25 protein-coding genes are annotated in these 23,956 nt (G+C 66.3%); 4 read left to right on the plus strand and 21 right to left on the minus strand.

The window, feature by feature from the left end:
• Positions 1 to 41: 41 nt before the first annotated feature.
• From vnfG to nifH, 7 genes are all read right to left on the minus strand, one after another.
• The gene (gene vnfG, locus BMY22_RS06745) at positions 42 to 383 is read right to left on the minus strand and encodes a V-containing nitrogenase subunit delta (protein ID WP_090620588.1); all 342 of its coding nucleotides are present in this window, start codon (positions 381 to 383) and stop codon (positions 42 to 44) included.
• Positions 383 to 1,807: a nitrogenase vanadium-iron protein, alpha chain gene (gene vnfD / locus BMY22_RS06750; protein ID WP_090620590.1), complete on the minus strand. Its 1,425-nt coding sequence runs from the start codon at positions 1,805 to 1,807 to the stop codon at positions 383 to 385. Before vnfD ends, vnfG begins: the two co-directional genes overlap by 1 nt.
• Before the next feature lie 402 nt (positions 1,808 to 2,209).
• Entirely contained in the window at positions 2,210 to 2,917 is a 708-nt protein-coding gene (locus BMY22_RS06755; RefSeq protein WP_090620724.1) for an RNA ligase family protein, read from the minus strand.
• Positions 2,918 to 2,924: 7 nt separating this feature from the next.
• Positions 2,925 to 3,461, minus strand: coding sequence for a hypothetical protein (locus BMY22_RS06760; RefSeq protein WP_090620592.1), 537 nt, complete (start codon positions 3,459 to 3,461; stop codon positions 2,925 to 2,927).
• Complete coding sequence (locus BMY22_RS06765; RefSeq protein ID WP_090620593.1) at positions 3,458 to 4,846, minus strand: DUF3696 domain-containing protein; 1,389 nt, start codon at positions 4,844 to 4,846, stop codon at positions 3,458 to 3,460. The genes BMY22_RS06760 and BMY22_RS06765 overlap by 4 nt, the downstream gene beginning before the upstream one ends.
• A 353-nt stretch (positions 4,847 to 5,199) precedes the next feature.
• A complete protein-coding gene (locus BMY22_RS06770) occupies positions 5,200 to 5,397 on the minus strand; it encodes a ferredoxin (protein ID WP_090620594.1) in 198 nt (65 codons plus the stop codon).
• A gap of 129 nt (positions 5,398 to 5,526) precedes the next feature.
• Entirely contained in the window at positions 5,527 to 6,399 is an 873-nt protein-coding gene (gene nifH / locus BMY22_RS06775) for a nitrogenase iron protein (RefSeq protein WP_090620596.1), read from the minus strand.
• A gap of 445 nt (positions 6,400 to 6,844) precedes the next feature.
• On the opposite strand from nifH, the gene pcaK reads away from it, so the two are divergent.
• On the plus strand, positions 6,845 to 8,221 hold the full coding sequence (pcaK, locus tag BMY22_RS06780; protein ID WP_244158817.1) for a 4-hydroxybenzoate transporter PcaK: 1,377 nt from the start codon (positions 6,845 to 6,847) through the stop codon (positions 8,219 to 8,221).
• Positions 8,222 to 8,281: 60 nt separating this feature from the next.
• Here pcaK and gloA2 read toward each other — a convergent pair whose 3' ends face one another.
• From gloA2 to BMY22_RS06840, 12 genes are all read right to left on the minus strand, one after another.
• Positions 8,282 to 8,686 (minus strand): SMU1112c/YaeR family gloxylase I-like metalloprotein, encoded by a 405-nt coding sequence (gloA2, locus tag BMY22_RS06785; RefSeq protein ID WP_090620598.1) that lies wholly within the window; start codon positions 8,684 to 8,686, stop codon positions 8,282 to 8,284.
• Between the two features lie 207 nt (positions 8,687 to 8,893).
• A complete protein-coding gene (locus BMY22_RS06790; RefSeq protein ID WP_090620600.1) occupies positions 8,894 to 9,274 on the minus strand; it encodes a hypothetical protein in 381 nt (126 codons plus the stop codon).
• 115 nt (positions 9,275 to 9,389) lie between these two features.
• Complete coding sequence (locus tag BMY22_RS06795) at positions 9,390 to 9,938, minus strand: NifB/NifX family molybdenum-iron cluster-binding protein (RefSeq protein ID WP_090620601.1); 549 nt, start codon at positions 9,936 to 9,938, stop codon at positions 9,390 to 9,392.
• A complete protein-coding gene (gene nifN / locus BMY22_RS06800) occupies positions 9,935 to 11,317 on the minus strand; it encodes a nitrogenase iron-molybdenum cofactor biosynthesis protein NifN (protein WP_090620603.1) in 1,383 nt (460 codons plus the stop codon). Before nifN ends, BMY22_RS06795 begins: the two co-directional genes overlap by 4 nt.
• Before the next feature lies 1 nt (position 11,318).
• Positions 11,319 to 12,728 carry a nitrogenase iron-molybdenum cofactor biosynthesis protein NifE gene (gene nifE, locus BMY22_RS06805; RefSeq protein WP_090620605.1) on the minus strand — a complete coding sequence of 470 codons (1,410 nt, stop codon included), beginning with the start codon at positions 12,726 to 12,728 and terminating at the stop codon, positions 11,319 to 11,321.
• Between the two features lie 262 nt (positions 12,729 to 12,990).
• On the minus strand, positions 12,991 to 14,559 hold the full coding sequence (locus BMY22_RS06810; protein ID WP_090620607.1) for a sigma 54-interacting transcriptional regulator: 1,569 nt from the start codon (positions 14,557 to 14,559) through the stop codon (positions 12,991 to 12,993).
• 44 nt (positions 14,560 to 14,603) lie between these two features.
• Positions 14,604 to 14,900: a NifU family protein gene (locus tag BMY22_RS06815; protein WP_090620609.1), complete on the minus strand. Its 297-nt coding sequence runs from the start codon at positions 14,898 to 14,900 to the stop codon at positions 14,604 to 14,606.
• A 334-nt stretch (positions 14,901 to 15,234) separates the two neighbouring features.
• A complete protein-coding gene (locus BMY22_RS06820; protein ID WP_090620611.1) occupies positions 15,235 to 15,618 on the minus strand; it encodes a RidA family protein in 384 nt (127 codons plus the stop codon).
• 56 nt (positions 15,619 to 15,674) lie between these two features.
• Positions 15,675 to 17,783 carry a bifunctional GTP diphosphokinase/guanosine-3',5'-bis pyrophosphate 3'-pyrophosphohydrolase gene (gene spoT / locus BMY22_RS06825; RefSeq protein ID WP_090620613.1) on the minus strand — a complete coding sequence of 703 codons (2,109 nt, stop codon included), beginning with the start codon at positions 17,781 to 17,783 and terminating at the stop codon, positions 15,675 to 15,677.
• A gap of 60 nt (positions 17,784 to 17,843) precedes the next feature.
• Positions 17,844 to 18,107: a DNA-directed RNA polymerase subunit omega gene (rpoZ, locus tag BMY22_RS06830; protein ID WP_039806815.1), complete on the minus strand. Its 264-nt coding sequence runs from the start codon at positions 18,105 to 18,107 to the stop codon at positions 17,844 to 17,846.
• Between the two features lie 466 nt (positions 18,108 to 18,573).
• The gene (gene gmk / locus BMY22_RS06835; protein ID WP_090620614.1) at positions 18,574 to 19,191 is read right to left on the minus strand and encodes a guanylate kinase; all 618 of its coding nucleotides are present in this window, start codon (positions 19,189 to 19,191) and stop codon (positions 18,574 to 18,576) included.
• 40 nt (positions 19,192 to 19,231) lie between these two features.
• Entirely contained in the window at positions 19,232 to 20,095 is an 864-nt protein-coding gene (locus BMY22_RS06840; RefSeq protein WP_090620616.1) for a YicC/YloC family endoribonuclease, read from the minus strand.
• Positions 20,096 to 20,237: 142 nt separating this feature from the next.
• Between BMY22_RS06840 and rph the strand changes: the two genes are divergently transcribed.
• Both rph and BMY22_RS06850 read left to right on the plus strand, forming a co-directional pair.
• Positions 20,238 to 20,957, plus strand: a complete 720-nt coding sequence (gene rph, locus BMY22_RS06845) for a ribonuclease PH (protein WP_090620618.1) — start codon at positions 20,238 to 20,240, stop codon at positions 20,955 to 20,957.
• A 7-nt stretch (positions 20,958 to 20,964) separates the two neighbouring features.
• Positions 20,965 to 21,333: a DUF4870 domain-containing protein gene (locus BMY22_RS06850; RefSeq protein ID WP_090620620.1), complete on the plus strand. Its 369-nt coding sequence runs from the start codon at positions 20,965 to 20,967 to the stop codon at positions 21,331 to 21,333.
• Between the two features lie 51 nt (positions 21,334 to 21,384).
• Here the strand turns inward: BMY22_RS06850 and BMY22_RS06855 are convergent, their stop codons facing one another.
• Positions 21,385 to 22,164, minus strand: a complete 780-nt coding sequence (locus BMY22_RS06855; protein WP_090620622.1) for an exodeoxyribonuclease III — start codon at positions 22,162 to 22,164, stop codon at positions 21,385 to 21,387.
• Between the two features lie 80 nt (positions 22,165 to 22,244).
• Between BMY22_RS06855 and pyrE the strand changes: the two genes are divergently transcribed.
• Positions 22,245 to 22,886 (plus strand): orotate phosphoribosyltransferase, encoded by a 642-nt coding sequence (pyrE, locus tag BMY22_RS06860; RefSeq protein ID WP_090620623.1) that lies wholly within the window; start codon positions 22,245 to 22,247, stop codon positions 22,884 to 22,886.
• 70 nt (positions 22,887 to 22,956) lie between these two features.
• Here pyrE and argB read toward each other — a convergent pair whose 3' ends face one another.
• Positions 22,957 to 23,859 (minus strand): acetylglutamate kinase, encoded by a 903-nt coding sequence (argB, locus tag BMY22_RS06865; RefSeq protein WP_090620625.1) that lies wholly within the window; start codon positions 23,857 to 23,859, stop codon positions 22,957 to 22,959.
• Positions 23,860 to 23,956 lie beyond the last annotated feature (97 nt).

A 23,956-nucleotide genomic window follows, 5' to 3' on the forward strand; every position in this document is an offset into this window, starting at 1 on the left:
GCGGACGGGAGCGGCCTTCTGGCCGCTCCCGCAGCGGTGACTCAGTAGAGGTGGTGGTTGAGTTCGCGGTTGGTCGAGCGGGTGATCACGGTGTCGACCAGGCGGGACTTGAGGCCGTCGATCAGGAAATGGATTTCCTCGTGATTGACCTGCGACGCCCAGGGGAAGCGCTCGCGAACGTCGTTGGCCATGGCCAGGGCGTCGGCGTAGAACAGCCGCTCCTGCGGGGTGCCGCGCAGCGGCTCCTGGCCGGTCAGCAGGCGGGCGACCTGGCCGAGCACGCCTTCGATGTTTTCCTCGCGGTCCCAGGTCCGCGAGAAGAACTGCCACAGGCAGCGCTCCTCGGTGTAGTCGAACAGGTCGTCGAGTTTGGACTGGCTCATCAGGCGGCCCCCCGCACGATGACCGGCGTGGTCTGCGAGCTGTCGCGGATGTCCACGGCGGCCAGGTGGCGCAGCGGGTTGTGCACGGCGTTGTAGGTGTCGCGGGCGAGGTTGACGAAGCCCTCGAAGCCCATGTACGGGCCGTTGTGGTAGCCGTGGCCGTTGACGTAGGGGATGTGCAGCTTCTTGACCAGCTCGCCGACGCGCGGGCCGGTGAAGATCACGTCCGGCTTGACCAGGTCGATGATCTCGAAGAACTCCAGCTCGTTGCCGTCGTCGATGTAGTAGGTGCCTTCCTTGCCGCGGGCGATGACCTTCTCGAAGTCTTCCTCATGGCCGAACTTGGAGGACATGGCCACCACCTGGATGCCCAGATCGTCCTCGACCGACTTGGTCCAGTGCCACAGGCGCGGGCCGCCGGTCCAGATCGCCATCTTCTTGCCCTGCAGGCGTTCCTTGTACCAGTCGAGCTTCGGCTTCCACTTGGCATATTCCTCGGCGATCAGCGCTTCGCCCTTCTCCTCGATGCCGAAGAAGGCGCAGATCTTGCGGATGCCCTCGGCCATGTAGCTGAAGCCCCAGGAGTCGATGTCCAGGCGCGGGATGCCGTAGCGCTTCTTCAGTTCGTTGGCGATGTAGCCGGAGGAACGCGCGCAGTTCACCACGTTGAGCTGGGCCTGGTGCATGCAGCGCAGGTCGTCGTAGGTGCCGTTGCCGGTGAAGTGGGCGACGACCTGGATGCCCAGGCGGTCCCAGTAGGTCTGCAGGAGCTGGGTATCACCTTGAATATTGAAGTCACCGATGAAGTTCATGGTGTATTCGCTGGTGATCTCCTTCTCCATCGTCTCGACTTTCTCGTTGATCCAGCCGATGTTCAGGACGTGGTGGCCCTTGGACTGGGAGACGCCGGAGAAGCCGGGGCATTCGACGGTGAAGACGTCGACGTCGGGACGGTCCTTCATGACCTTCTTGGCCACCGCCTTGATGTCGTCGCCGATCAGTGCGGTCGGGCAGGTCGTGTAGACGATCATCCGCTTGATGTCGGGCATCTCGTCGAAGGCCTCGTGCATGCTCTTCTCGAGGCGCTTCTCGCCGCCGAAGACCACGTGGCTTTCCTTCATGTCGGTCGACCAGACGTACTTCATGTTGAAGTGGCCGTTGTCGGTCGGGTAGCGCTTGGTGTGCCAGGTGTCGTAGGCACAGCCGAGCGGGCCGTGAATCATCTGGATGGTGTCTTTCAGCACGCCGCCGATCACCAGCTTGGCGCCGCAGAAGGCGCAGCCGCGTTCGGAGAGGGTGCCCGGGATGGTCGCCGCGTTGGCGATCGGCAGGAACTCGCGGGTATCCTCGTTGGGCGCCTTCAGATAGATGTGTTTCTGGCGCTCGGGTATGTCCTTGTCACATTCCAGCAATACCATTGGCATGGTTAACGTCTCCTCGGCTCTATGCGTTAATCGAACCCCGTGACCGGTACTCGATCGGGACCGGAAAAACCGGTTGGCAAGGAGGAGATGGCAGGATGCGTGCCAGATGCCCTTGCGGGGGTTGCGGGAATTTTCCGCTCGCCCGCCTATCGACCTGATTAGTCCTTTTGAATCAATGACTTGTTGATCGCTTTCGCTGCTGCAGAAAGGCGTCGCGCGGGGGGCTTTTCGGGTGTTTTTTCCAGGTGTGCGGCGCTTGCGCGGGCGGCGGGCGGAATACGCAAAAGGTTTTTCGTTCGGCCAAGTACGGAGCGTTCGGGGTCTGTACGTCGAGGTGCGTGGGGGATGCGCGGAGGCTGCTCAAGGCCTATGGGCGAGGAGCCCTGGCGGCGGCTGCAACGGTCAGCTCGAACTGCCGGGTTTTCCCGAGGGCCTTCGAATCCGATTCCATTGAATGGCCCTGCTTCTCCAGTGTTCGCCGATATTCTGAGTGAAGTCCGGCCGTACCAGCTTGGCTCTGGCCTGGCACCCGTCGGCCGTTTCCCGGCGGATCACCACACCTTCCGGCGGTCCCTGGCGATAGTGGCTTGGCTGGGCGAACAGCAGTTTTTTCAGGTCGTCCAAGGTCGTTCGTCCATGCAGCACTTGGGGGACCACGGAAAGCTCAAGCGTTTTTGCCAGGGCATTGCGGCGGCGCGTGCTCCAAAAGCGCCGTTCACGTCGATCATAGACATCGAACAGAAGGAACCAGTCAGGCAGGGTTGCATAGCCCAGCGAGTGCCGGGCCGCACACCACTCGCCAAACAGGATCAGGTGCTCGTCCAATTCATCCGTAAGGGCATAGCGATGCTGCGCCAGCCATGAGGTGAGACGGGAAAACTGGCCGGAAAACGGCTCCTGCAGGTACTGGCCACGGTTTTGAATGCGCAACTGGCCCTCTGGCCCGAGGGAGATGCCGAGGTTGGCGCCATCGAGTTTTTCTTCGACAACCACCTCGCCTGCCAGCAGGGCGCTGGCTTCGGCAGCGTCCAACACCTTGTCGTCGCGAGGCTTGCCAGTGGCCAGCCAGGTGATATGGGGCGTGTGGGGAAAGCGGAAGAAGTCGTGCATCTCTGTTTCAAGCATCGGGCAAGGCTGGCACGGCCTGCGACGGGAACTTCTTCCGGTAGAAGCGACAGGCGTCGTCCGGACACAGAAACTTGACGGCAATACCTTGAGCCCGCAGTGCCTGCCACCAGTCCAGCCATTTGCAATCGGCTGCCTGCAGAACCGGTGGCTTGTCCGGATGGGCATGCGCCACGGCGGCAAACTTGCGATCCGGTGCATCGAATTGCGGCTGCAATAGCTGATCGGGAAACTCGGCAAACTCGTCCGGCGCCAATTCGGTAATGGACACCTGTTCGACATGCTTCGGATTGCTGGCATTTTGCAGCAGCCACTTCAGGAAGACATCGCCAACTCCTTTGGGCGGCTTGAGCTGAGTCTTGTTCAGATATTCGCCCAGAATGCGGTAGCCATCATCAATCACGGTCACGCCCTTGGACTGCATATCCCGCAGATAGCGTACACATTCGGCCACGCATTCGGGCGACACCTCGGGATGTTGTAGATTGGCCACCAGCAACACATTGGTGTCGATTACTGCCTTGATCATTCGTCGTCCTTGCGCTGCTCGATCTTGCGCTGCATGGCGGCAAGGGTTCGCGCCGAGATATCGGCCATTTCATCGCCAAAGAAGTTTTCCGGCCAATTCTCGATTTCGCCGAACATGTTCAGCCGCAGTGGTTCCAGTTCTGCGGCGGAGCCGGGGCGGCGGCAGAAATACACGGCCACATCGTCCGGCGTGATCTCGCCTTCGGCGACACGGCGCTGCAGGCGGTTGAGGAAGTGCTCGGAGTGGCTTTCCACGATCAACTGAATGTTCCGCTCCTTGCTGTCCTCGCGCGACTTGATGGCGGAAATGAACACGTCCGCCAATTCGGCCTGAACTTGCGGATGCAGGTGGATTTCCGGTTGCTCCATCCAGACGGTGGAGTTGGGAGGGCAGTAAAACGCTTGCACCAGCGCCGGCAATACCTGCGATACGCCAAAACCCACGTCGGTGATCTTCACATCGCTCGCGCTGGCATGCGCTTTTACCAGTACTTCGTATTCCTTGCGGCCTTCCGCCACCGGCTTGACGACAAAACGTTCAATGATGCCTAAATCCTTAAGCCACTGGGCAATGAACGCATCAAACCGATATTGCCTTTTTTTGGGGCCACGATTGAGCATGCGCTCCTGCTCGCTGGCAGCAAGAATGGCGGCTATCGAGAACTCGCCTTTTTGTCCGACGCTTTCCGGCGTTTCGCCGGACCAGGAGTAAATGCGCTTTGGGTGCTCGCGCAGCGGTCCGAGGTAATAAACGCTGCCCAGTGCAGCCTCCGTCTGCAAGGCGAGGTCGGAAAGAAATTCGGCGTTTTGAAAACGTGCCCGGCTCTGATCGGAGATGCGGTAAAACTTGTCCGGCTCATCCAGCGGCCAGGCTCGCCCGGTATTGCGCACCAGCCGGTACTGCTCCGAGCGGATTTCCGGCTTGTCTTTCTCGTCGCGAAAATAGTCCACCACCAGAGTAGCGTGTTGCTGTTGGCGCAACTCATAAGCCAGACGCTGGATGCGTGGCTGTTCTTTCTTGTCCGCCTGGAGGGATACATTCAGGCGCAACTCATCGCCGACGAATTTAAGGTGACTGAGTGGGTCGCGTATTTCCAGCTTGCCTGGCACGCGCCAGCCAAGCTCAAACTGCAGGGGGTGGCCGAGATCGTGGTTATGCAGGCATTCGGCAAAGGTGCCCAGCTCGATTAGCGAGTTTTCATCGCCCAAATGCAGTGGACGTTTGCGGTCGGCAGACAATACCGTTTGCTTCAATGCCAGGAGCAAATGCCCAAGGCTGCTTTTACCAGCGCTGTTGGCGCCAAAAATCACGGTAAGGGGGGCCAGGCGAATCGGGCCGGTGTCTTTCCAGGCCTTGAAGTTCTGGATATGCAAAGAGGTCAGCATCGGCTCGGTTCTCCAGCGTGCAATTCGTTCCAAGCCTCCAGCACTAACCCAGAGGGATATTCGCCAGACCTGAGCAACTCGTCGTTCTCGAGCATATGCAAAGGGTGGTTGTGGGAGCAGTGTGCAGCGTGGCTAGTAGATTGAGGTGCTGTAAGGCTACCACTTCGCATGTGGCTTGGACGCAACGGGCAGGATGACCGTACGAAGCGAGTGCACGGAGTGCGGTCGCCCTCGGATGGAGAAAAACGAAAACGGCGATCGCCCCTGAGGAAAGCGATCGCCGTTTGGGACCCGGTGGCAGAGCGGCGCGGGATGCTCTGTCGCCGGCAAGCGGGTGCGGGCTCGTTCAGTCTTCAGTCATCGAGCGGCTGGATGCAGAAGTCCACGGGACAGACGCCGAGGCAGCGCGGTTCGCCTGCATCGGCGCACTCGTTGCAGCTGTCGGCATCGATCGTGTAGATCCCGCCCTGGAGGGCGATCGAGCCGGTCGGGCAGACCGGCTTGCAGTCGCCGCAGACGGTGCATTCGTAGCCGTCGATGGCCATGGCCATAGGGTCAGCTCCTGAGGTTGGAGAATTCGGGGCGATTCAAAAGGGAGGACGGCGTGCGCCGCCGGCCGCGAGAAGCCATTCCGGACAGCCCGCGACGCACGCTCCTCCGCAAACACTGCGCGGGGTGGATCAGCCTTCGGCGGCGGTCTTGCCGACGATGGATTCGTCTTCGGCTTCCATGATGCCGAACTCCATCAGCAGCTCTTCGAGGTCTTCCATGCTCGCCGGGTTCGGGATGACCAGCATCTTGTTCTCGACGATCTTCCTGGCCAGGGCGCGGTACTCGTCGGCCTGCTTGGCTTTCGGATCGTATTCGATCACGGTCATGCGGCGGATTTCGGCGTGCTGCACGACGTTGTCGCGCGGCACGAAGTGAATCATCTGGGTGCCGATCTTCGCGGCCAGAGCCATGATCAGCTCGTCTTCGCGGTCGGTCTTGCGGCTGTTGCAGATCAGCCCGCCCAGACGCACGCTGCCGGAGTGGGCGTACTTCACGATGCCCTTGGCGATGTTGTTGGCGGCGTACATGGCCATCATCTCGCCGGAGCAGACGATGTAGATTTCCTGGGCCTTGTTCTCGCGGATCGGCATGGCGAAGCCGCCGCACACCACGTCGCCCAGCACGTCGTAGAACACGAAGTCCAGGTCGTCGCTGTAGGCGCCTTCTTCTTCCAGGAAGTTGATCGCGGTGATCACGCCGCGGCCGGCGCAGCCGACGCCCGGCTCAGGGCCGCCGGACTCGACGCACTTGACGCCGCCGAAGCCCATCTGCAGCACGTCTTCCAGCTCGAGGTCTTCCACCGAGCCGGCGGATGCGGCCATCTCCATGACGGTGTTCTGGGCTTTGGAGTGCAGGATCAGGCGGGTGGAGTCGGCTTTCGGGTCGCAGCCGACGATCATCACCTTCTTGCCGGCCTCGGCGAGGGCGGCGACCAGGTTCTGGGTGGTGGTGGACTTGCCGATGCCACCCTTGCCGTAAATTGCACACTGACGCAATGCCATCTTGGAACCTCCATTGATTCGTGGGCGTTTGATTTGTGCCACTGGAGATTGAGCAAGGGCGGTGCCATCAAGTATCGATATGCGTGGATTATGGTTTTTTTGGGATAAAAAACCATCAATATGTTTTTATGTGGATTTATTTGCCTGATATTTCAGTTTTTTCGCCATCCATTTTGGATCGCTCGGTCGCCGTACCGCGCGCCGGCGTACCCGGAGGTACAGCCGGAGGGCGATCCGTTCCGGGCGGTACTCGGTTCCCTCTTGTCTGGCGCAGGAGGGGATGTCGGTGGCGTTCTCCATTAAGGAAGGGGGCGGAATGGCGGGAAGTGTCGTGCGCTGATCGAACGCTAAGGCGGTTATCGCCTTGTTCTGCCGGTTGGGGTGGTCGTAGCGTGGGCACCGGATCGCTCTGCAACGCCCAATAACAACGAACAAGGAGAGCCTCATGACCACCACCCTCGTGCTTCCGGGCGAGGCCGCCGCCCCCGGCGACGCCCAGCCCCCGCAAACCCTCGACGTACAAGCCTTTATCGATTCCCGGCCGCTGAGCCTCCACCAGTGGCGCGTCGTCCTGCTGTGCTTCCTGATCGTCTTCCTCGACGGCCTGGACACCGCCGCCATGGGCTTCATCGCCCCGGCGCTGATCCAGGACTGGGGCATCGACCGCGCTAGCCTCGGCCCGGTGATGAGCGCCGCGCTGATCGGCATGGTGTTCGGTGCCCTCGGCTCCGGCCCGCTGGCCGACCGCTTCGGCCGCAAGGGCGTGCTGGTCGGCTCGGCGCTGCTGTTCGGCCTGTTCAGCCTGGCCTCGGCCTACAGCAGCGGCGTCGGCGAGCTGGTGGTGCTGCGCTTCCTCACCGGCCTGGGCCTCGGCGCGGCGATGCCCAACGCCACCACGCTGCTCTCGGAATACACCCCGGTGCGCCATAAGTCGCTGCTGGTGACCAGCATGTTCTGCGGCTTCAACCTGGGCATGGCCGGCGGCGGCTTCGTCTCCGCCTGGATGATCCCGGCCTTCGGCTGGCACAGCCTGCTGCTGGTCGGCGGCGTGCTGCCGCTGGTCCTGGCGCTGGCCCTGCTGTTCTGGCTGCCCGAGTCGGCCCGCTACCTGGTGGCGCGCGGTCACGACGTCGAGCGCATTCGCCGGGTGCTGCGGCCGATCGGCGAGGAAGCGGCGCAGGCCAAAGGCTTCAGCATCCCGGAACAGCGCCAGGAGAAGTCCGGCAACGTCTTCGCGGTGATCTTCGGCGGCACCTTCCGCGTCGGCACCCTGCTGCTCTGGCTCACCTACTTCATGGGCCTGGTGATCGTCTACCTGCTGACCAGCTGGCTGCCCACGCTGCTGCGCGACAGCGGCGCGAGCATGGAGCGGGCCGCCTTCATCGGCGCGCTGTTCCAGTTCGGCGGCGTGCTCAGCGCGGTGGCGGTGGGCTGGGCGATGGACCGGGTGAACCCGCACAAGGTGATCGGCCTGTTCTACCTGATGGCCGGTCTCTTCACCTACGCGGTCGGCCAGAGCCTGGGCCAGACCGCCCTGCTGGCGACCCTGGTGCTGCTCGCCGGGATGAGCGTCAACGGCGCCCAGTCGGCCATGCCGTCCCTGGCCGCTCGCTTCTACCCGACCCACGGCCGCGCCACCGGGGTGTCCTGGATGCTCGGCATCGGCCGCTTCGGCGCGATCCTCGGCGCCTGGATCGGCGCGACCCTGCTCGGCCTGGGCTGGACCTTCGCGGAGGTGCTCACCGCCCTGATGGTGCCGGCCGGCATCGCCACCGCGGCGATCCTCGTCAAGGGTCTGGTCAGCCACGCCGACGCGACCTGAACCCCGCCGGCGCCTCCAAAGGCCCGCCGCGACCTCGGTCCGGCGGGCCTTTTTTTCGTCTCAGCCCTCCGTCCGCGGCGGCGCTTCGTACAACTCCAGCGGCAGCCCGTCCGGGTCGGCGAAGAAGGTGAAGCGCCGGCCGGTGTATTCGTCGGTGCGAATCGCCTCGACGGCGATGCCGCGGGCTTCGAGTTCCGCCTTGCAGGCCGCCACGTCGTCCACCTCGAAGGCCAGATGGCGCAGCCCCTGCGCCTCCGGCCGCGAAGGGCGCGGCGGCGGCGCGGGAAAGGAGAACAGCTCGACCTGCGAGCCGTCGGGCAATGCCAGATCGAGCTTGTAGGACTGCCGCTCGGTCCGGTAATGCTCGGCGACGACGCGCAGGCCGAGGACCTCGGTGTAGAAGCGCTTCGAGACGGCGTAGTCGGAGCAGATGATGGCGGCGTGGTGGAGGCGGCGGAGGTGCATGGGCGGGAGCGATCCGGCAAAGGGGTCGAAGGGGAGGGGCGCTCTTTGCATCTTAACCGGTGCGACTGCCGTTGCGTTCGCTGTCCTGCTTCAGGTCGGGCTGCCGAGCGGCTGGTAGTCGGCGAATACGGTGAGTGCGGTCAGCGCCATCAGCACCAGCGTGCACGGCCTAGAGCCGCGTCCATGATCTCGCCGCCGGGGCTCTGTTCAGCGGCGCAGCGACAGCGCGAGGCTGGTCAGGCTGCCGGCCGATACCGCCGCGTAGAACGGCGGGGAACCGAAGTCCAGCAGCGCGGAGAGGACTGCGCCTGTGCCGAGGGCGCACCAGGCGACGGTCACCTTGCGGGCCGGCGCCATGGCCGAGGCGGCGACGATGACCGCGACGGCGGACAGGCCGGCGAAGAGCACGATCAGCAGGTCGAGGCGGGCCTGGACCTGCTGATTCGTGCAGAAGTCGGAAACCCAGTCCGGCGCCGGACACCAGGCAAGCTCGGCACGGGCATGCACCATCATGCCGAGCAGCGCGGTGGCGATCCAGGCGAGGTAGGCGCAGGGGAGGACGAGCAGCCAGCGGAGCCAGGGAGGCATGGGGTAGCCCTGAACGGGGAAGGAGACGTGATGAAAGCAGACCTTGGTCGACAAGGAAACCCGGCCCTTGCCCGCCCGCCCCCGGGCTGGCGCGGCGGCGGGCCGGGCAGTGCGGTTACTCCAGTTCCTCGATGGAGGTGATCAGGCGCAGCCCGCCGGCGGACTCGCGGGGCGCGGTGGGTGTCTGGGCGGTGCGTTCGGCCTTGGCCTTGGCGCGTTCGACCCAGCTCAGGCCGCCGCAGTGCAGGGCCAGGCTGACTTCGTTGAGCAGGTCCTCGATGGTCTGGCCGGTGCCGACGATGATCGGCTGGATGCCGGCGGCGATCAGCCGCTTGATCGACGAGGTGCCGATCGAGGCGGCGTAGATCGCCGAGCAGTCGTCGAGGAACTCCAGCTTGGCGATCACCTTGTCTTCCGGCGGCTTGGCGGCGAGGCGTTCCAGTTCCTCGGCGCTGAGCTGCATGTCGACGACGTTGGCGGTTTCCTCGTCGGTCGACAGGGCCTTGAGGCGGTTCTCGCCCTTCATGTTGACCTTGACGAATTCGCCGACGCCGAGCAGTTCGGCGTAGCCCGGCGAGACGTCGTAGACCACCAGGGTGTCGGCGGCGCCGAAGTGCAGGTTGACGTTGACGCGGTCGTTGGAGGCGAAAGCGACTTTGATCATGCGGAAATGCTCCTCGCGGAAGGTTCGGCGGCGCCGTCGAAGTCCTGGCGCAGCGGCGAGTGGTAGGGGGCGATGCCGGCGCCCCGGGGGGCGAACAGGTTGGCCAGCTCGAAGAGCAGCTGGCGCGCGCCGCGGTAGCCGACCCACAGGCGCGCCGCCGCGCCGTAGTGGTCGTACTGCGGAAAGCCCGCGCGCAGCAGCGGGATGCCGAGGCGCTCGGCGCTCTGCAGGGCGTGGGAGTTGCCGATCAGCAGCTGCGCGCCGGCGTCCCGGGCGCGTTCTTCTAGGTCCTCGAAGTCGCCGACCACCACCTCCTCGACGTTCAGCGCCTGCAGCGCCGCGGTGCGGCAGGGGCTGACCGCGGCGACCAGGCGGGCGCCGATGTCGTCGAGAAAGCGCCCGAGGGCGACCAACTGGTCGGCGTCGGCGCCGACGGCGATGCGCGCGCCGCCGACCGGGACGTAGCTGTCGACCATCGCGTCGAGCAGCTGCTCGCGCTGGCGGAGGATGCGCGCCGGCACCGGGCGGCCGGAGACGTCGGCGAGCGCCTGGACGAAGGCGTCGCAGTCGGCCAGCGCGGTCAGCCCGGCCAGGCGCAGGTCGGGCACCCCGGTGCGCGCCTGCAGCAGGTCGGCAGCGCCGGCGAGGGAGTCGCCGATCACCAGGGTCAGCGCCGAGCGGCCCATCGCGGCGATCGCCTGGCGGCTGGTGCCGCCGGTGGTCAGGGTGGTGTAGCCCTGGGGCGTCAGGTGGCCGTCGAGGGAGTCGGCGAGGTCGGGGAGGATCACCGCCTGCAGGCCGAAGCTCTCGATCCATTCGCGGATCGCCTCGACGTCGGCGGGGGTCAGCATCGACGAGGCGAGCAGGTTGACCTGGCGGGCGCGCTGCACCGCCGGCACCACGGCGTCCGGCACCAGCGCCTCGATGATCGCCTCCACCGCCAGGGCGTAGCCGCTCTCCAGGCCGCCGAGGGTGTCCGGGGTGTTCACCGCGACGACGCTGGCGCTCTCGCAGCGGCCGGCGTGGAAGTTGCGCAGCACGCGGCGGATGTCGGCGCCCTGCATTTCCACCAGGCCGGTGGTGACCAGGCCGACCACTTCCGGGCGGTGTTCGTCGATCACCGTCGCCAGGCCTTCCTGCAGCCGCTCGTCGCCGCCGAGTACGCTGCTGACCATGTCCAGCGCGGTGGTCTGCAGCGGGATGGGCTCGCGGAAGTGGCGGGTGAAGAATACCTTGCTGAACGCCGTGCAGCCCTGGGCGCCGTGCTCCAGCGGCAGGCTGCGGGCCAGGCCGAGGAAGGCCAGCGCCGCGCCCATCGGCTGGCTGACGCGCAGCGGGTTGACGCTCAGCGGCTTGTTGGTCTGGACGATCCGGGCCATGTCAGGCTTCCTCCAGCAGGGCGGTATTGGCGCTCGCGCGCACCCAGCGCGGCTCCTGGCGCACGCGCTGCCACACCGGGCTGTGCACGGCCAGGGCGAGCTGGCGGGCCAGTTCGACGAAGCCTGCGTAGCCTTCGTAGCCGAAGTCGCGTTCGTGGTTGATGTCGAGGAAGGCCAGGCGCGCCTTGAGCGCGGCGTACAGGTAGCGTCCGCCGGCGATCAGGATGTCGGCGCCGCTCTCGATGCAGGTGGCGATCAGCGCGCTCTGGTCGTTGTCGTCGATCATCCGGGTGTTCTCGCCCATCAGTTCGCGAATCCGCGCGCGGTCCTCCTCGGTGGATTTCTCGGTACCGGTGGCGATCACCTCGACGCCGAGGTCCTGCAGCGCCGAGACCACCGACCAGGATTTCACCCCGCCGGAGAAGATCAGCGCGCGCTTGCCGGCCAGCCGCTCGCGCCAGGGGGCGAGCGCCGCCCGGGCCTTGTTCTCCTCGCGCAGGATCAGCAGCTCGGTGCGCACCGAGAGCGAGGGGTCGCCGATCGCCTTGGCGAAGTCGCGCAGCGCCTGCGAGGTGTCGGCGATGCCGTAGAAGCTGCCCTCGAAGAACGGCGTGCCGTGCGCTTCCCGCAGGTGGCGGGCGATGTTGAGCATGGCCTTGGAGCAGACCACCATGTTGGCTTCGGCGCGGTGCATGGTCTGGACCTCGCGAAAGCGCGCGTCGCCGGAGAGGGTGCAGAGGATGCGCAGGCCGAGTTCGTCGAACAGCGGCGCGACGCGCCAGAACTCGCCGGCGATGTTGTATTCGCCGATCAGGTTGACGTCGTGCACCTTGATCCCGGCGGCGACGGCGCCCGGCGGCAGCGGCGCCGGCTCGCGGCTGCCGATGACGTGGCGGTAGAGGGTCTCGCCGGCGATGCGGTTGCCCAGGCTCTTGGTGCCGTAGAAGCCGGCGCCGTCCACCGGGATCACCGGCACGCCCCAGCGCTGGCTGGCGTCGCGGGCCACGGCCTCGATGTCGTCGCCCTGCATCGCCGGCACGCAGGTGCCGTAGACGAACACCGCCTGCGGGCTGTAGCGCTCGACCGCGCGGCGGATCGCGTGGAACAGCTTCTTCTCGCCGCGGCCCATGATCACGTCGATGTCGGACAGCTCGGTGGTCATCCCCAGGCGGTACAGCTGCGGGCCGGAGGAGCTGCTGCCGCGCAGGTCCCAGGAGCTGCCGGAACAGCCGATCGGGCCGTGGACGATGTGCGCGGCGTCGGCGATCGGCAGGATCGCGATCTGCGCGCCGTCGAAGGCGCAGCCGCCCTGGGTGGCGCCGGGGCGCGAACGCGAACAGCCGGTCTTGCCCGCCGTGTTATGGGTGCAGGCCGGCTCGTCGAGCAGGTTCTGGATGTCGGTCTGGTTCATCGTCCCTCTCCGGACGGGCGGCACCCGTCGCGTGCGGTGGATGGAAAGTGCCGTTCGGCGGGCGGGGCGCGTGTGGCGGGGAGCGCTCCGCCGCGAACTCCTGCTGGGGGAGGGAGCAAACAGCGCGCCAATCGCGCCAAGCCGCGCCGTTGCGGGGTTTCGCGGCGAATGGCCGGGAGTCGCCGGGCTTTGGCGTACCGCGGCGAACGATCCGCGTACGCGGCGGTACCTTCGCGAACGGCGCCCGGCGCGCCGCCCGCGCTCAGCGGTAGTTCCGGTAGTTGAGGTTGTACTTGCCCATGCGCAGGCCGAGCACGCGGCGGGTCAGGCCGAGGTGGGTGGCCGCCTCGGTCATGTTGCCGTGGTGCAGCTTGAGGGCCTCGACGATGAGTTCGTACTCGATGGCGTTGAGGCGCGCCTCGAGGCCGTCCGCCGGCGCCTCGGTTTCGCCGACCACCGGCGCCTGCAGCGAGGGCGGCAGGTGGTAGCCGTGGATCACCCCGTCCTCGCTGAGCAGCATGGCCCTCTCGATGACGTTCTCCAGCTCGCGCACGTTGCCCGGCCAGTGGTAGGTCTGCAGCATGTTCAGCGCCGGGGTGGAGATGCGTTTGACCTCGATGCCCATCTCCTTGGAGAAGCGCGAGACGAAGTGGTCGGCGAGGGTGATGATGTCGCTGCCGCGCTCGCGCAGCGGCGGGATGGTGATCGGGAAGACGTTGAGGCGGTAGTAGAGGTCCTCGCGGAAGCTGCCGTCGGCGACCATCTCGGCGAGGTTGCGGTTGGTCGCGGCGATCACCCGCAGGTCGACGTGAATGGTGGTGTTGCCGCCGACCCGCTCGAAGCTGCGCTCCTGCAGCACGCGCAGCAGCTTGGCCTGGGTGGTCAGCGACATCTCGCCGACCTCGTCGAGGAAGATGGTGCCGCCGGCGGCTTCCTCGAAGCGGCCCTTGCGCAGGCCGATGGCGCCGGTGAAGGAGCCTTTCTCGTGGCCGAACAGCTCGCTCTCGATGACCGATTCGGGCAGCGAGGCGCAGTTGAACTTGATGAACGGACCCTTGGCCATCGAGCTGCTGTAGTGGATGGCGCCGGCCACCAGCTCCTTGCCGACGCCGCTCTCGCCGAGGATCAGCACCGTGGTCTTGGTGCGCACCACGCGCTCGATCAACTGGTAGACCTCGAGCATCGGCTTGGAATTGCCGATGATGTTGGCGGGCTTGAAGCGCTCGCCCAGCTCGTTGCGCAGCCGGCGGTTCTCCGCCTCGAGGGCGACGTTCTCGACGTTTTCCACCAGATACAGCTCGACCGCCTGGGCGGTGGTGGTGGCGAGGATCGACAGCACCTCGACGTCGAGCTTGAGCAGCTCGGCGTTGTCGTAGAGGCGCTCGGCGCTGATCGTGCCCATCACCTGGCGGCCGCGCATGATCGGCACGCAGATGAACGAGAGGTTGGCGTCGTCGCTGGCGCAGTCGCGGCTGCCGGTGCGGTTGAGGAACGCCGGCTCGTCGCGGATGCACGGCACGACGATGCTCTGGCCGCTCTCCACCACCCGCCCGGTGATGCCTTCGCCGAGCAGGTAGACGCCCTTGCCGGCCTCCTCGGGGCTGAGGCCGAAGCTCTCGTGCAGGACGATGCTGCCGGAGTCGCGGTCGTGGAGGCTGACCATGCCGCGCACCACCTTCATGTGGCGCTGCATCAGGCGCAGCAGGATGTTGATGATGCTCGACAGATCGCCGCTCTCCGTGGCGATCTGGCTCATTTCGTAGAGCAGCGGCAGCAGGTCCGTGCGGCACTCGCCGAAGTCGCATTCGCAGTAGTGGGGAAGACTGGACATGGGAACCGCTCCTGTCTGGCGTTCTGTCGGGCGCATGGGGGGGCTCAGGGGGCCGGCAGGACGCGAACCGAGGGATTGCCGAGCACCTTGACCAGCTCGCGGCGCACGCCGCCGAGGGTCTGGGCGGACATCGCGCAGCCGACGCAGGCGCCCTTGAGGCGCAGGCGGACGATGTTGTCCTGCACGGCGACCAGTTCGAGGTCGCCGCCGTCGCGCTGCACTCCCGGGCGCAGGCGCTCGATGGTGTCGCGCACCAGCGGCAGGGACTCGGCGGGGATGGGTTCGACCCGGTCGAGCGCGGCGCTTTCGCCGGCCTCGCTATCCAGCGGCGGGTGGGACATGGCGTGCCTCCTCATGGCGTGCCCGCCTCGGCTGCCGGGAGGCCGCGCGCGGGGCGGCGCTCCGGCGTGCACTGTGCAGCGGATGGCGGGCGGATTGTCGAATGCGCGGGTGCCCCTCGGGGATGCCCGGCGCGGGTCATTCGTGCGAATGCGTGACTTGCCCGGGCGTGCCGGACAGCGGCGAACAGATCCTTCTCCCGCCAGGGGCCACGACGCCTGGCCGGCGGGGCCGGGAGGAAGTGTAGGGCATGCGTTATATAGTAGTAAATATAACGATGCGGAGCGGGGGCTTTTGCCGCGGGGGAGGGCGGAGCGGCGGCTCCGCCCGCGGGCCTCAGCCGAGGACCAGGATGCCGTCCATCTCCACCTGCGCACCGCGAGGCAGGGAAGCGACGCCGATGGCGGCGCGGGCCGGGTAGGGCTGCGCGAAGTAGCGGCCCATGACCTCGTTGACCTTGGCGAAGTGCGCCAGGTCGGTGAGGAAGATGTTCAGCTTGACGATGTCGGCGAACGAGCCGCCGGACGCCTCGACGACCGCCTTGAGGTTCTCGAACACCCGCACGGTCTGGGCTTCGAAGTCGCCGGCCACCAGTTCCATGGTCTGCGGGTCGAGGGGGATTTGCCCGGACAGGTAGACGGTGTTGCCGGCCTTGATCGCCTGGGAGTAGGTGCCGATGGCGGCGGGGGCCTGGTCGGTGTTGATCGCGGTCTTGCTCATGGGGAGTTCCTTGGGGGGGAAAGTCTGGACGGGGCGCACGGGGTCGGCGCCCGCCGTCAGGCGCGCACGCGGGTGATCCGGATGACGCCCTTGAGGGCGCGCAGCTTGCGGATCACCCGGGCCAGGTGGATGCGGTCCTTCACGCTGATCACCAGCTGGACGACGCTGGTGCGGCCGTCGCGTTCGTCCATGCCGATCTTCTCGATGTTGCCGTCGGCGGCGTTGACGCTGCCGGCGAGCAGGGCGATCAGGCCGCGCTGGTGTTCCAGTTCGACGCGCAGCTCGACGTTGAACTCGCCGCCGACCTCCTTGGACCAGGTCAGCGGAATGCATTTCTCCGGGTTGTGGCGGATCTCGCCGATGTTGCGGCAGTTTTCCAGGTGCACGACCATCCCCTTGCCCGCCGACAGGTGGCCGACGATGGGGTCGCCGGGGATCGGCGAGCAGCAGCGCGCGTAGCTCAGCACCAGGCCCTCGGTGCCGCGGATCGCCAGCGGCCCCTCGTCGGCGGGCTCCTGTTCGCTGTCGCTGGCCAGCAGTCGGCGGGCCACCACGTAGGCCATGCGGTTGCCCAGGCCGATGTCTTCCAGAAGGTCCTCGAAGACCTCCATCTGGTACTCGCCGAGCACCTCGCGCAGGCGTTCCTCGGGGAGCTGTTCGAGGCTGGCGTCGAAGCCGGCGAGCACCTTGTTGAGCAGGCGTTCGCCGAGGCTGATGGATTCCGAGCGGCGCTGCTGCTTGAGGGCGTGGCGGATATGGGTGCGCGCCTTGGCGGTGACCACGAAGTTCAGCCAGGCCGGATTCGGCCGGGCGCCGGGGGCGGTGACGATTTCCACCGTGGCACCGCTTTCCAGCGGCTGGGAGAGCGGTGCCAGGCGGCGGTTGATGCGGCAGGCGATGCAGCTGTTGCCGACGTCGGTGTGCACCGCGTAGGCGAAGTCGACCGCGGTGGAGCCCTTCTGCAGCTCCATGATGCGGCCCTTGGGCGTGAACACGTAGACCTCGTCGGGGAACAGGTCGATCTTCACGCTCTCGATGAACTCCAGCGAATTGCCGGCGCTCTGCTGCAGTTCCAGCACGCCCTTGACCCACTGCCGGGCCCGCGCGTGGTTGCCCTTGATCGGGCCCTCGTCGCCGGACTTGTACAGCCAGTGGGCGGCGATGCCGTTGTTGGCCAGCTCCTCCATCTCGCGGGTGCGGATCTGGATCTCGATGGGCACGCCGTGCATGCCGAACAGCGTGGTATGCAGCGACTGGTAGCCGTTGGCCTTGGGGATCGCGATGTAGTCCTTGAAGCGGCCGGGCAGCGGCTTGTAGAGGTTGTGCACGGCGCCGAGCACGCGGTAGCAGGTGTCGACCTTGTCGACCACGATGCGGAAGGCGTAGACGTCCATGATCTCGGCGAACGCCTTGCGCTTGCCGCGCATCTTCTTGTAGATGCTGTAGAGGTGCTTCTCGCGGCCCTTGACGTCGCCGCCCAGGCCCTCGCGCTCGAGGCAGGCGACCAGCGACTGTTCGATCTTGGCGACGATTTCCTTGCGGTTGCCGCGGGCGCGGCGCACCGCCTGGCGGATGCGCGCCGAGCGCATCGGGTGCATGGCCTTGAAGCCGAGGTCCTCGAACTCCACGCGCATGCTGTGCATGCCCAGGCGGTTGGCGATGGGCGCGTAGATTTCCAGGGTTTCCTTGGCGATGCGCCGGCTCTTCTCGTAGGGCATGGCGTCGAGGGTGCGCATGTTGTGCAGGCGGTCGGCCAGCTTGACGAGGATCACGCGGATGTCGCGGGCCATGGCCATGGCCATCTTCTGGAAGTTCTCGGCCTGCGCCTCGGCCTTGTTCTCGAACTTCATCTGGGTCAGCTTGCTGACCCCGTCGACCAGTTCGGCGACGGTTTCGCCGAACTGGTCGACCAGCGCTTCCTTGGGAATGCCGGTGTCCTCGATCACGTCGTGGAGCATCGCGGCCATCAGGCTCTGATGGTCCATGTGCATGTCGGCGAGGATGCTGGCGACGGCGAGGGGGTGGGTGACGTAGGGTTCGCCGCTGCGCCGGCGCTGGCCGTCATGGGCCTGCTCGGCGTAGTAATAGGCCCGGCGGACCAGGTTGACCTGGTCCGGGGCGAGGTAGGTCAGGAGCCGATCGGCAAGGGCGTCTATGCTGGCCAAGGACGTCCCCCCTGGCGAGCGGACAGTGCCTCCGTGCTGCGACCGCGGTCGGACATCGAATTACAGGGCCTCGTTGCTGTCTTCCTCGAAGGCGGCGAACAGCGGCTCCTCGGCGACGATCTCGTCCTGGGCGATGACGTTGTAGTCGACCAGGCCCGCGGCGATCTCGCGCAGGGCGACCACGGTGGGCTTGTCGTTCTCCCAGGGTACCCGCGGCTCCTTGCCGCCGGTCGCCAGCTGGCGGGCGCGCTTGCTGGAGAGCATGACCAGCTCGAAGCGGTTATCGACGTTGTCCAGGCAGTCTTCAACGGTAACGCGGGCCATGGTGTTCCTCGTGACGAATGAGAGTGGCCGTACCCGGATGGGCAAGCGGACTGACTAGTCTAGGAAAACGCCCCTGCGAAGGGAAGGGCCAAATGACCGGCCGGTCGCGGCTGGCTGCCGGCTTTGTCGCACGGGCGGCAGGGGATGAGGAGCGGGACCCGGTCGGCGCGCTGGGCTAGCCGGCCGAGTCTGCGTGTGCGATTTCCAGCGCTATATAGAAAACGCGCCGGCTCAACCGGGTACGGTCGGTGGCGCTGTGCTCGGAAAAGTCGGGATTATGGCCCGAGTGGTGCGTGGTTCGCTTCTTGCCGAAGGGGGACCGTTATCTACCTATAGGCATATCGGTGAGTGCGCGACATGAGCGCAGTTGAACCCAGGCAGCCTTCCCGGCGCAGTGGCCAGGGGTCCTCGCCGGCGCGCTGATCGGCACCCTGGGCGGACTGCTCGGCCCGGTGCCGGCGCGGTTTCAGGCCAGCAGTTCGACGAGCAGGTTGCCGTGGCGGCGCTGCTGGCTTTCCTGCTGCAGCTGGCGGGCGCGGAAGATCGACTTCAGGTCCTCGAGGGCGTGGGCGAAGTCGTCGTTGATGACCAGGTAGTCGTATTCCAGGTAGTGGCTCATCTCGCTGACCGCCTCGCGCATGCGCCGCTCGATGATCTCGTCGCTGTCCTGGCCGCGGTTGGTCAGGCGCTGGCGCAGGGCTTCCTGGCTCGGCGGCAGGATGAAGATCGATTGCGCCTGGGGCAGCAGCCGGCGGACCTGCTGGGCGCCCTGCCAGTCGATTTCCAGGATCAGGTCGAAGCCCTCGGCGAGGGTCTGTTCCAGCCAGAGTTGCGAGGTGCCGTAGAGGTTGCCGAAGACTTCCGCGTGTTCGAGGAACTCGTCCCGTTCGAGCATCCCCAGGAAGGTCGGGCGCTCGACGAAGTGGTAGTTCACCCCTTCGACCTCGCCCGGGCGCATGCCGCGGGTGGTGTGGGAAACCGATACCCGCACCTGCGGCAGGGCGTCGATCAGGGCCTTGACCAGGCTGGTCTTGCCGGCGCCGGAGGGTGCGGAAATGATGTAGAGGGTGCCGGTGGCGGACATGGACGTTTCCTGGACGCGGATTCTGGTGGGTGAGGGGGCTTCACTCGATGTTCTGCACCTGCTCGCGCATCTGTTCGATCAGCACCTTGAGGTTGACCGCGGTCTGCGTGGAGCGGGGGTCGAAGGCCTTGGAGCCGAGGGTGTTGGCCTCGCGGTTGAGCTCCTGCATCAGGAAGTCCAGCCGGCGCCCGACCGTACCGCCGCCCTTGAGCACGCGGCGGACCTCGGCAATGTGGGTGCAGAGGCGGTCCAGCTCCTCGGCCGCGTCGCTCTTCTGGGCGAGCAGCACCAGTTCCTGCTCGAGGCGCTGCGGGTCGAGTTCCAGCTGGGTGTCGCGGAAGCGGTCGAGGATCTTCTGGCGCTGGTTGGCGAGCATCTGCGGGACCAGCTGGCGCAGGGTCTCGACCTCCTTGAGCATGGCGTCCAGGCGCTCCTCGAGCAGCCGGGCGAGTTCCGCGCCTTCGCGGGCGCGGCCGGCCTTGAGCTGGGCCAGCGCCTCGTCGAAGAGGCTCAGGGCTTCCGCCCGGAGCGCCTCGTGGTCGGTCGCGGCGGCGACCAGCACGCCGGGCCAGGCGAGCACTTCGAGGGGGTTGATCGGCGCCGGCTGCTGGATCAGCGCGGCGACGCTTTCGGCGACGGCCACCAACTGGCCGGCGCGCTCGCGGTCGATCTGCAGCGGCTGCCCGGCGGCGCCTTCGTCGAAGCGCAGGGTGCATTCGACCTTGCCGCGGGACAGGCCCTGGCGCAGGGCGTCGCGCAGGGCGCCTTCGAGGTCGAGGAAGGCCTCCGGCAGGCGCAGGTGCGGTTCGAGGTAGCGGTGATTGACCGAGCGCAGTTCCCAGCTCAGGGTGCCGTGGGCGCCGGCCCGTTCGGCACGGGCGAAGGCAGTCATGCTGTGCGACATGGTGTCCACCTCTCGGATCATCGTATTTAAAGGGACGGGATTGTAGCGCAGTGCGTCGGCGCGGCCCAATCGGCGTGTCCGACCGGCGTGGAGCACCCTATAATGGCCGGCAAATTTTTCCCGACCGTACAGGTAAGCCCCGATGAAACGTCCCAGTGGCCGTGCGCCCCACCAGTTGCGTCCGATTCGCCTCACCCGCAACTACACCCGGCATGCCGAGGGCTCGGTGCTGGTTGAGTTCGGCGACACCCGGGTGATCTGCACGGTCAGCGCCGAATCCGGCGTGCCGCGCTTCCTCAAGGGGCAGGGCAAGGGCTGGCTGACCGCCGAATACGGCATGCTGCCGCGGGCCACCGGCGAGCGTACGGCGCGCGAGGCCAGCCGGGGCCGGCAGGGCGGGCGTACCCTGGAGATCCAGCGGTTGATCGGCCGTTCGCTGCGTGCCGCCCTGGACATGAGCAAGCTGGGCGAGAACACCCTGTACGTCGACTGCGACGTGATCCAGGCCGACGGCGGTACCCGCACGGCGTCGATCACCGGCGCCATGGTGGCGCTGGTCGATGCCCTGGCGGTGCTGAAGAAGCGCGGCGCGCTGAAGGGCGATCCCCTCAAGCAGATGGTCGCGGCGGTCTCGGTGGGCGTCTACCAGGGCGAGCCGGTGCTGGACCTGGACTATCCCGAGGATTCGGCGGCCGAGACCGATCTCAACGTGGTGATGACCGACGCCGGCGGTTTCATCGAGGTGCAGGGCACCGCCGAGGGCGAGCCCTTCCAGCCGGAGGAGCTGAGCGCCATGCTGGCCCTGGCCACCCAGGGCATCCGCGAGCTGTTCGAGCTGCAGCGCGCCGTGCTGGCCGACTGAGATCGCCATGACTTCTCGGTCGCTCGTTCCCTTGCCCGACCCGCAGGCCCGTCGCTGGGCGATGCTCTGCCACTATGCGGCCTTCTTCTGGTTCATGGCGCCCCTGATCGGCAACGTGCTGGGGCCGCTGATCGTCTGGCAGCTGCAGAAGGATCGCGATCCCTTCGTCGACCGGCACGGCAAGGAGGCGCTCAACTTCCAGATCACCTACAGCCTGCTGATGATGGTCTGCGGCGCGCTCGCCTGGATCTTCATCGGCTTTCCGCTGATGGCCCTGGTCAGCCTGACCGCCTTGGTGCTGGTGGTCATCGCCGGCATCCGGGCGAATGCCGGCGAACTCTGGCGCTATCCCTTCTGCATTCGCCTGGTGAAGTGAGCGGGCAAAGAAAAAGCCGGCATCGCCGGCTTTTTCTTGCACGGGTGCGGCTCACAGGCTGAGCAGCCAGTCGTAGTCGACGATCAGCGGGGCGTGCTGGGAGAAGCGCGGCTGCCGGGGCAGGCGTGCGGTGCGCACGAAGCGGCGCATGCCCGGGGTCAGCAACTGGTAGTCGAAGCGCCAGCCGAGGTTGAGCATCTCCGCCTGCTCGCTGTCCGGCCACCAGCTGTAGAGATCGCCCTCGCGGCCGGTTTCCCGCAGGGCGTCCACGTAGCCCATGTGGCCGACGATCTGGTCCATCCAGGCGCGCTCCGGCGCCAGGAAGCCGGGCAGCTGCTGGCAGTCGCGCCAGTTCTTAACGTCCTGCTTCTGGTGCGCCACGTACAGCGAGCCGCAGTAGATGTATTCGCGACGCTTGCGGCGCTGCTTGTCCAGATAGTGGGCGAAGTCGTCCATGAACTTGAACTTCTGGTTCAGGTTCTCGTCGCCGCCCTGTCCGCTGGGCAGCAGCAGGCTGGCGATGCTGACCTTGTCGAAGTCGGCCTGCAGGTAGCGCCCGTAGCGGTCGGCCGTCTCGAAGCCGAGGCCGCCGATCACCGCCTTGGGTTGCAGTCGCGAATAGAGCGCGACGCCCCCCTGGCTGGGGACTTCCGCTTCGCTGGCGTAGAGGAAGTAGCCGTCCAGCTGGTAGGTCGGGTCGTCCAGTTCGAAGGCGGAAGCGCGGGTATCCTGCAGGCAGATCACGTCGGCATTCTGGGCTTGCAGCCAGCTGAGCAGGCCGCGCTCGACCGCTGCCTGAATACCATTGACGTTTACACTGATGATCCGCATACATGGCCCCCAAAAAAACCAGCGTGTATGATACCCGACCTCGGAGCATATAGCTAAATCCGTGCCTATCGGGACTTTTCATGCAGGCCTACCAGCGCGAGTTCATTCGTTTTGCCATCGAGCGCGGCGTGCTGCGCTTCGGCGAGTTCACCCTCAAGTCGGGACGGACCAGTCCCTACTTCTTCAATGCCGGGCTGTTCAACAGCGGTCTGGCGCTGGCCCGGCTGGGGCGTTTCTACGCCTCGGCGCTGGTCGACAGCGGCATCCCCTTCGACGTGCTGTTCGGCCCGGCCTACAAGGGCATCCCGCTGGCCGCGGCGACCGCGGTGGCGTTGGCCGAGCACCACGGCCGCGACCTGCCCTGGTGCTTCAACCGCAAGGAGGCCAAGGATCACGGCGAGGGCGGTACCCTGGTCGGCGCGCCGCTGGCCGGGCGGGTGCTGATCGTCGACGACGTGATCACCGCCGGTACGGCGATCCGCGAGGTGATGCAGATCATCCAGGGCCAGGGCGCCCAGGCGGCCGGCGTGCTGATCGCGCTGAACCGCCAGGAGCGCGGCCAGGGTGCGCTGTCGGCGATCCAGGAGGTCGAGCGCGACTTCGCGATGCCGGTGGTCAGCATCGCCTCCCTCACCGACGTGCTGGAATACCTGGCGGAAGATGCCGAACTCAAGCGGCATCTGCCGGCGGTGGAAGCCTACCGCGCGCAATACGGCATTTGATCGGGCCGATGAAGAAGAAGGGGAGCTTGAGGCTCCCCTTTTTCGTGTCCGCGTCTGCCGGCCGCCGGCCTCAGGGCTGGCAGTTGGTGATCAGGGTACCCACGCCGCTGTCGGTGAAGATCTCCAGCAGCACCGCGTTGGGCACCCGGCCGTCGACGATGTGCGCGCTGGTCACCCCGCCCTGGACCGCCTCGAGGGCGCAGCGGATCTTCGGCAGCATGCCGCCGTAGATGGTGCCGTCGGCGATCAGGGCGTCGACCTGCTCGGTGGACAGGCCGGTGAGCACCCGGCCTTCCTTGTCCATCAGCCCGGCGATGTTGGTCAGCAGCATCAGCTTCTCGGCCTTGAGCGCCTCGGCGACCTTGCCGGCGACCAGGTCGGCGTTGATGTTGTAGGACTCGCCGTCGGCGCCGACGCCGATCGGTGCGATCACCGGGATGAAGTCGCCCTGCACCAGCATGTTGAGCAGCCCGGTGTTGACCGACTCGACCTCGCCGACCTGGCCGATGTCGATGATTTCCGGCTGGGTCATTTCCGGGGTCTGGCGGCTGACCTTGAGCTTCTTGGCGCGGATCAGCCCGGCGTCCTTGCCGGTCAGGCCGATGGCGCTGCCGCCGTGGCGGTTGATCAGGTTGACGATGTCCTTGTTGACTTGGCCGCCGAGGACCATCTCCACCACGTCCATGGTCTGCGCATCGGTGACGCGCATGCCGTCGACGAAGCGGCTCTCGATGTTCAGGCGCTTGAGCAGGTCGCCGATCTGCGGGCCGCCGCCGTGCACCACCACCGGATGGATGCCGACCGCCTTCATCAGCACGATGTCGCGGGCGAAGCCGGTCTTCAGCTCGTCGCTCTCCATGGCGTTGCCGCCGTACTTGATCACCAGGGTCTTGCCGACGAAGCGGCGGATGTAGGGCAGTGCCTCGGAGAGAACCTTGGCGACTTGGGTGGCGGCATCACGGCTGAGGGTCATGCTGAACTCCGCTGAACAGAGACTGATACTGGGGTGAATGCGTCCGGCGCCGCGGTGGCGTCGGAGAGAAATCGGTCGCCGTCCAAATGGCGAAAGG

Origin of the sequence: Azotobacter beijerinckii, assembly GCF_900110885.1 — a bacterium.
Lineage (GTDB): Bacteria > Pseudomonadota > Gammaproteobacteria > Pseudomonadales > Pseudomonadaceae > Azotobacter > Azotobacter beijerinckii.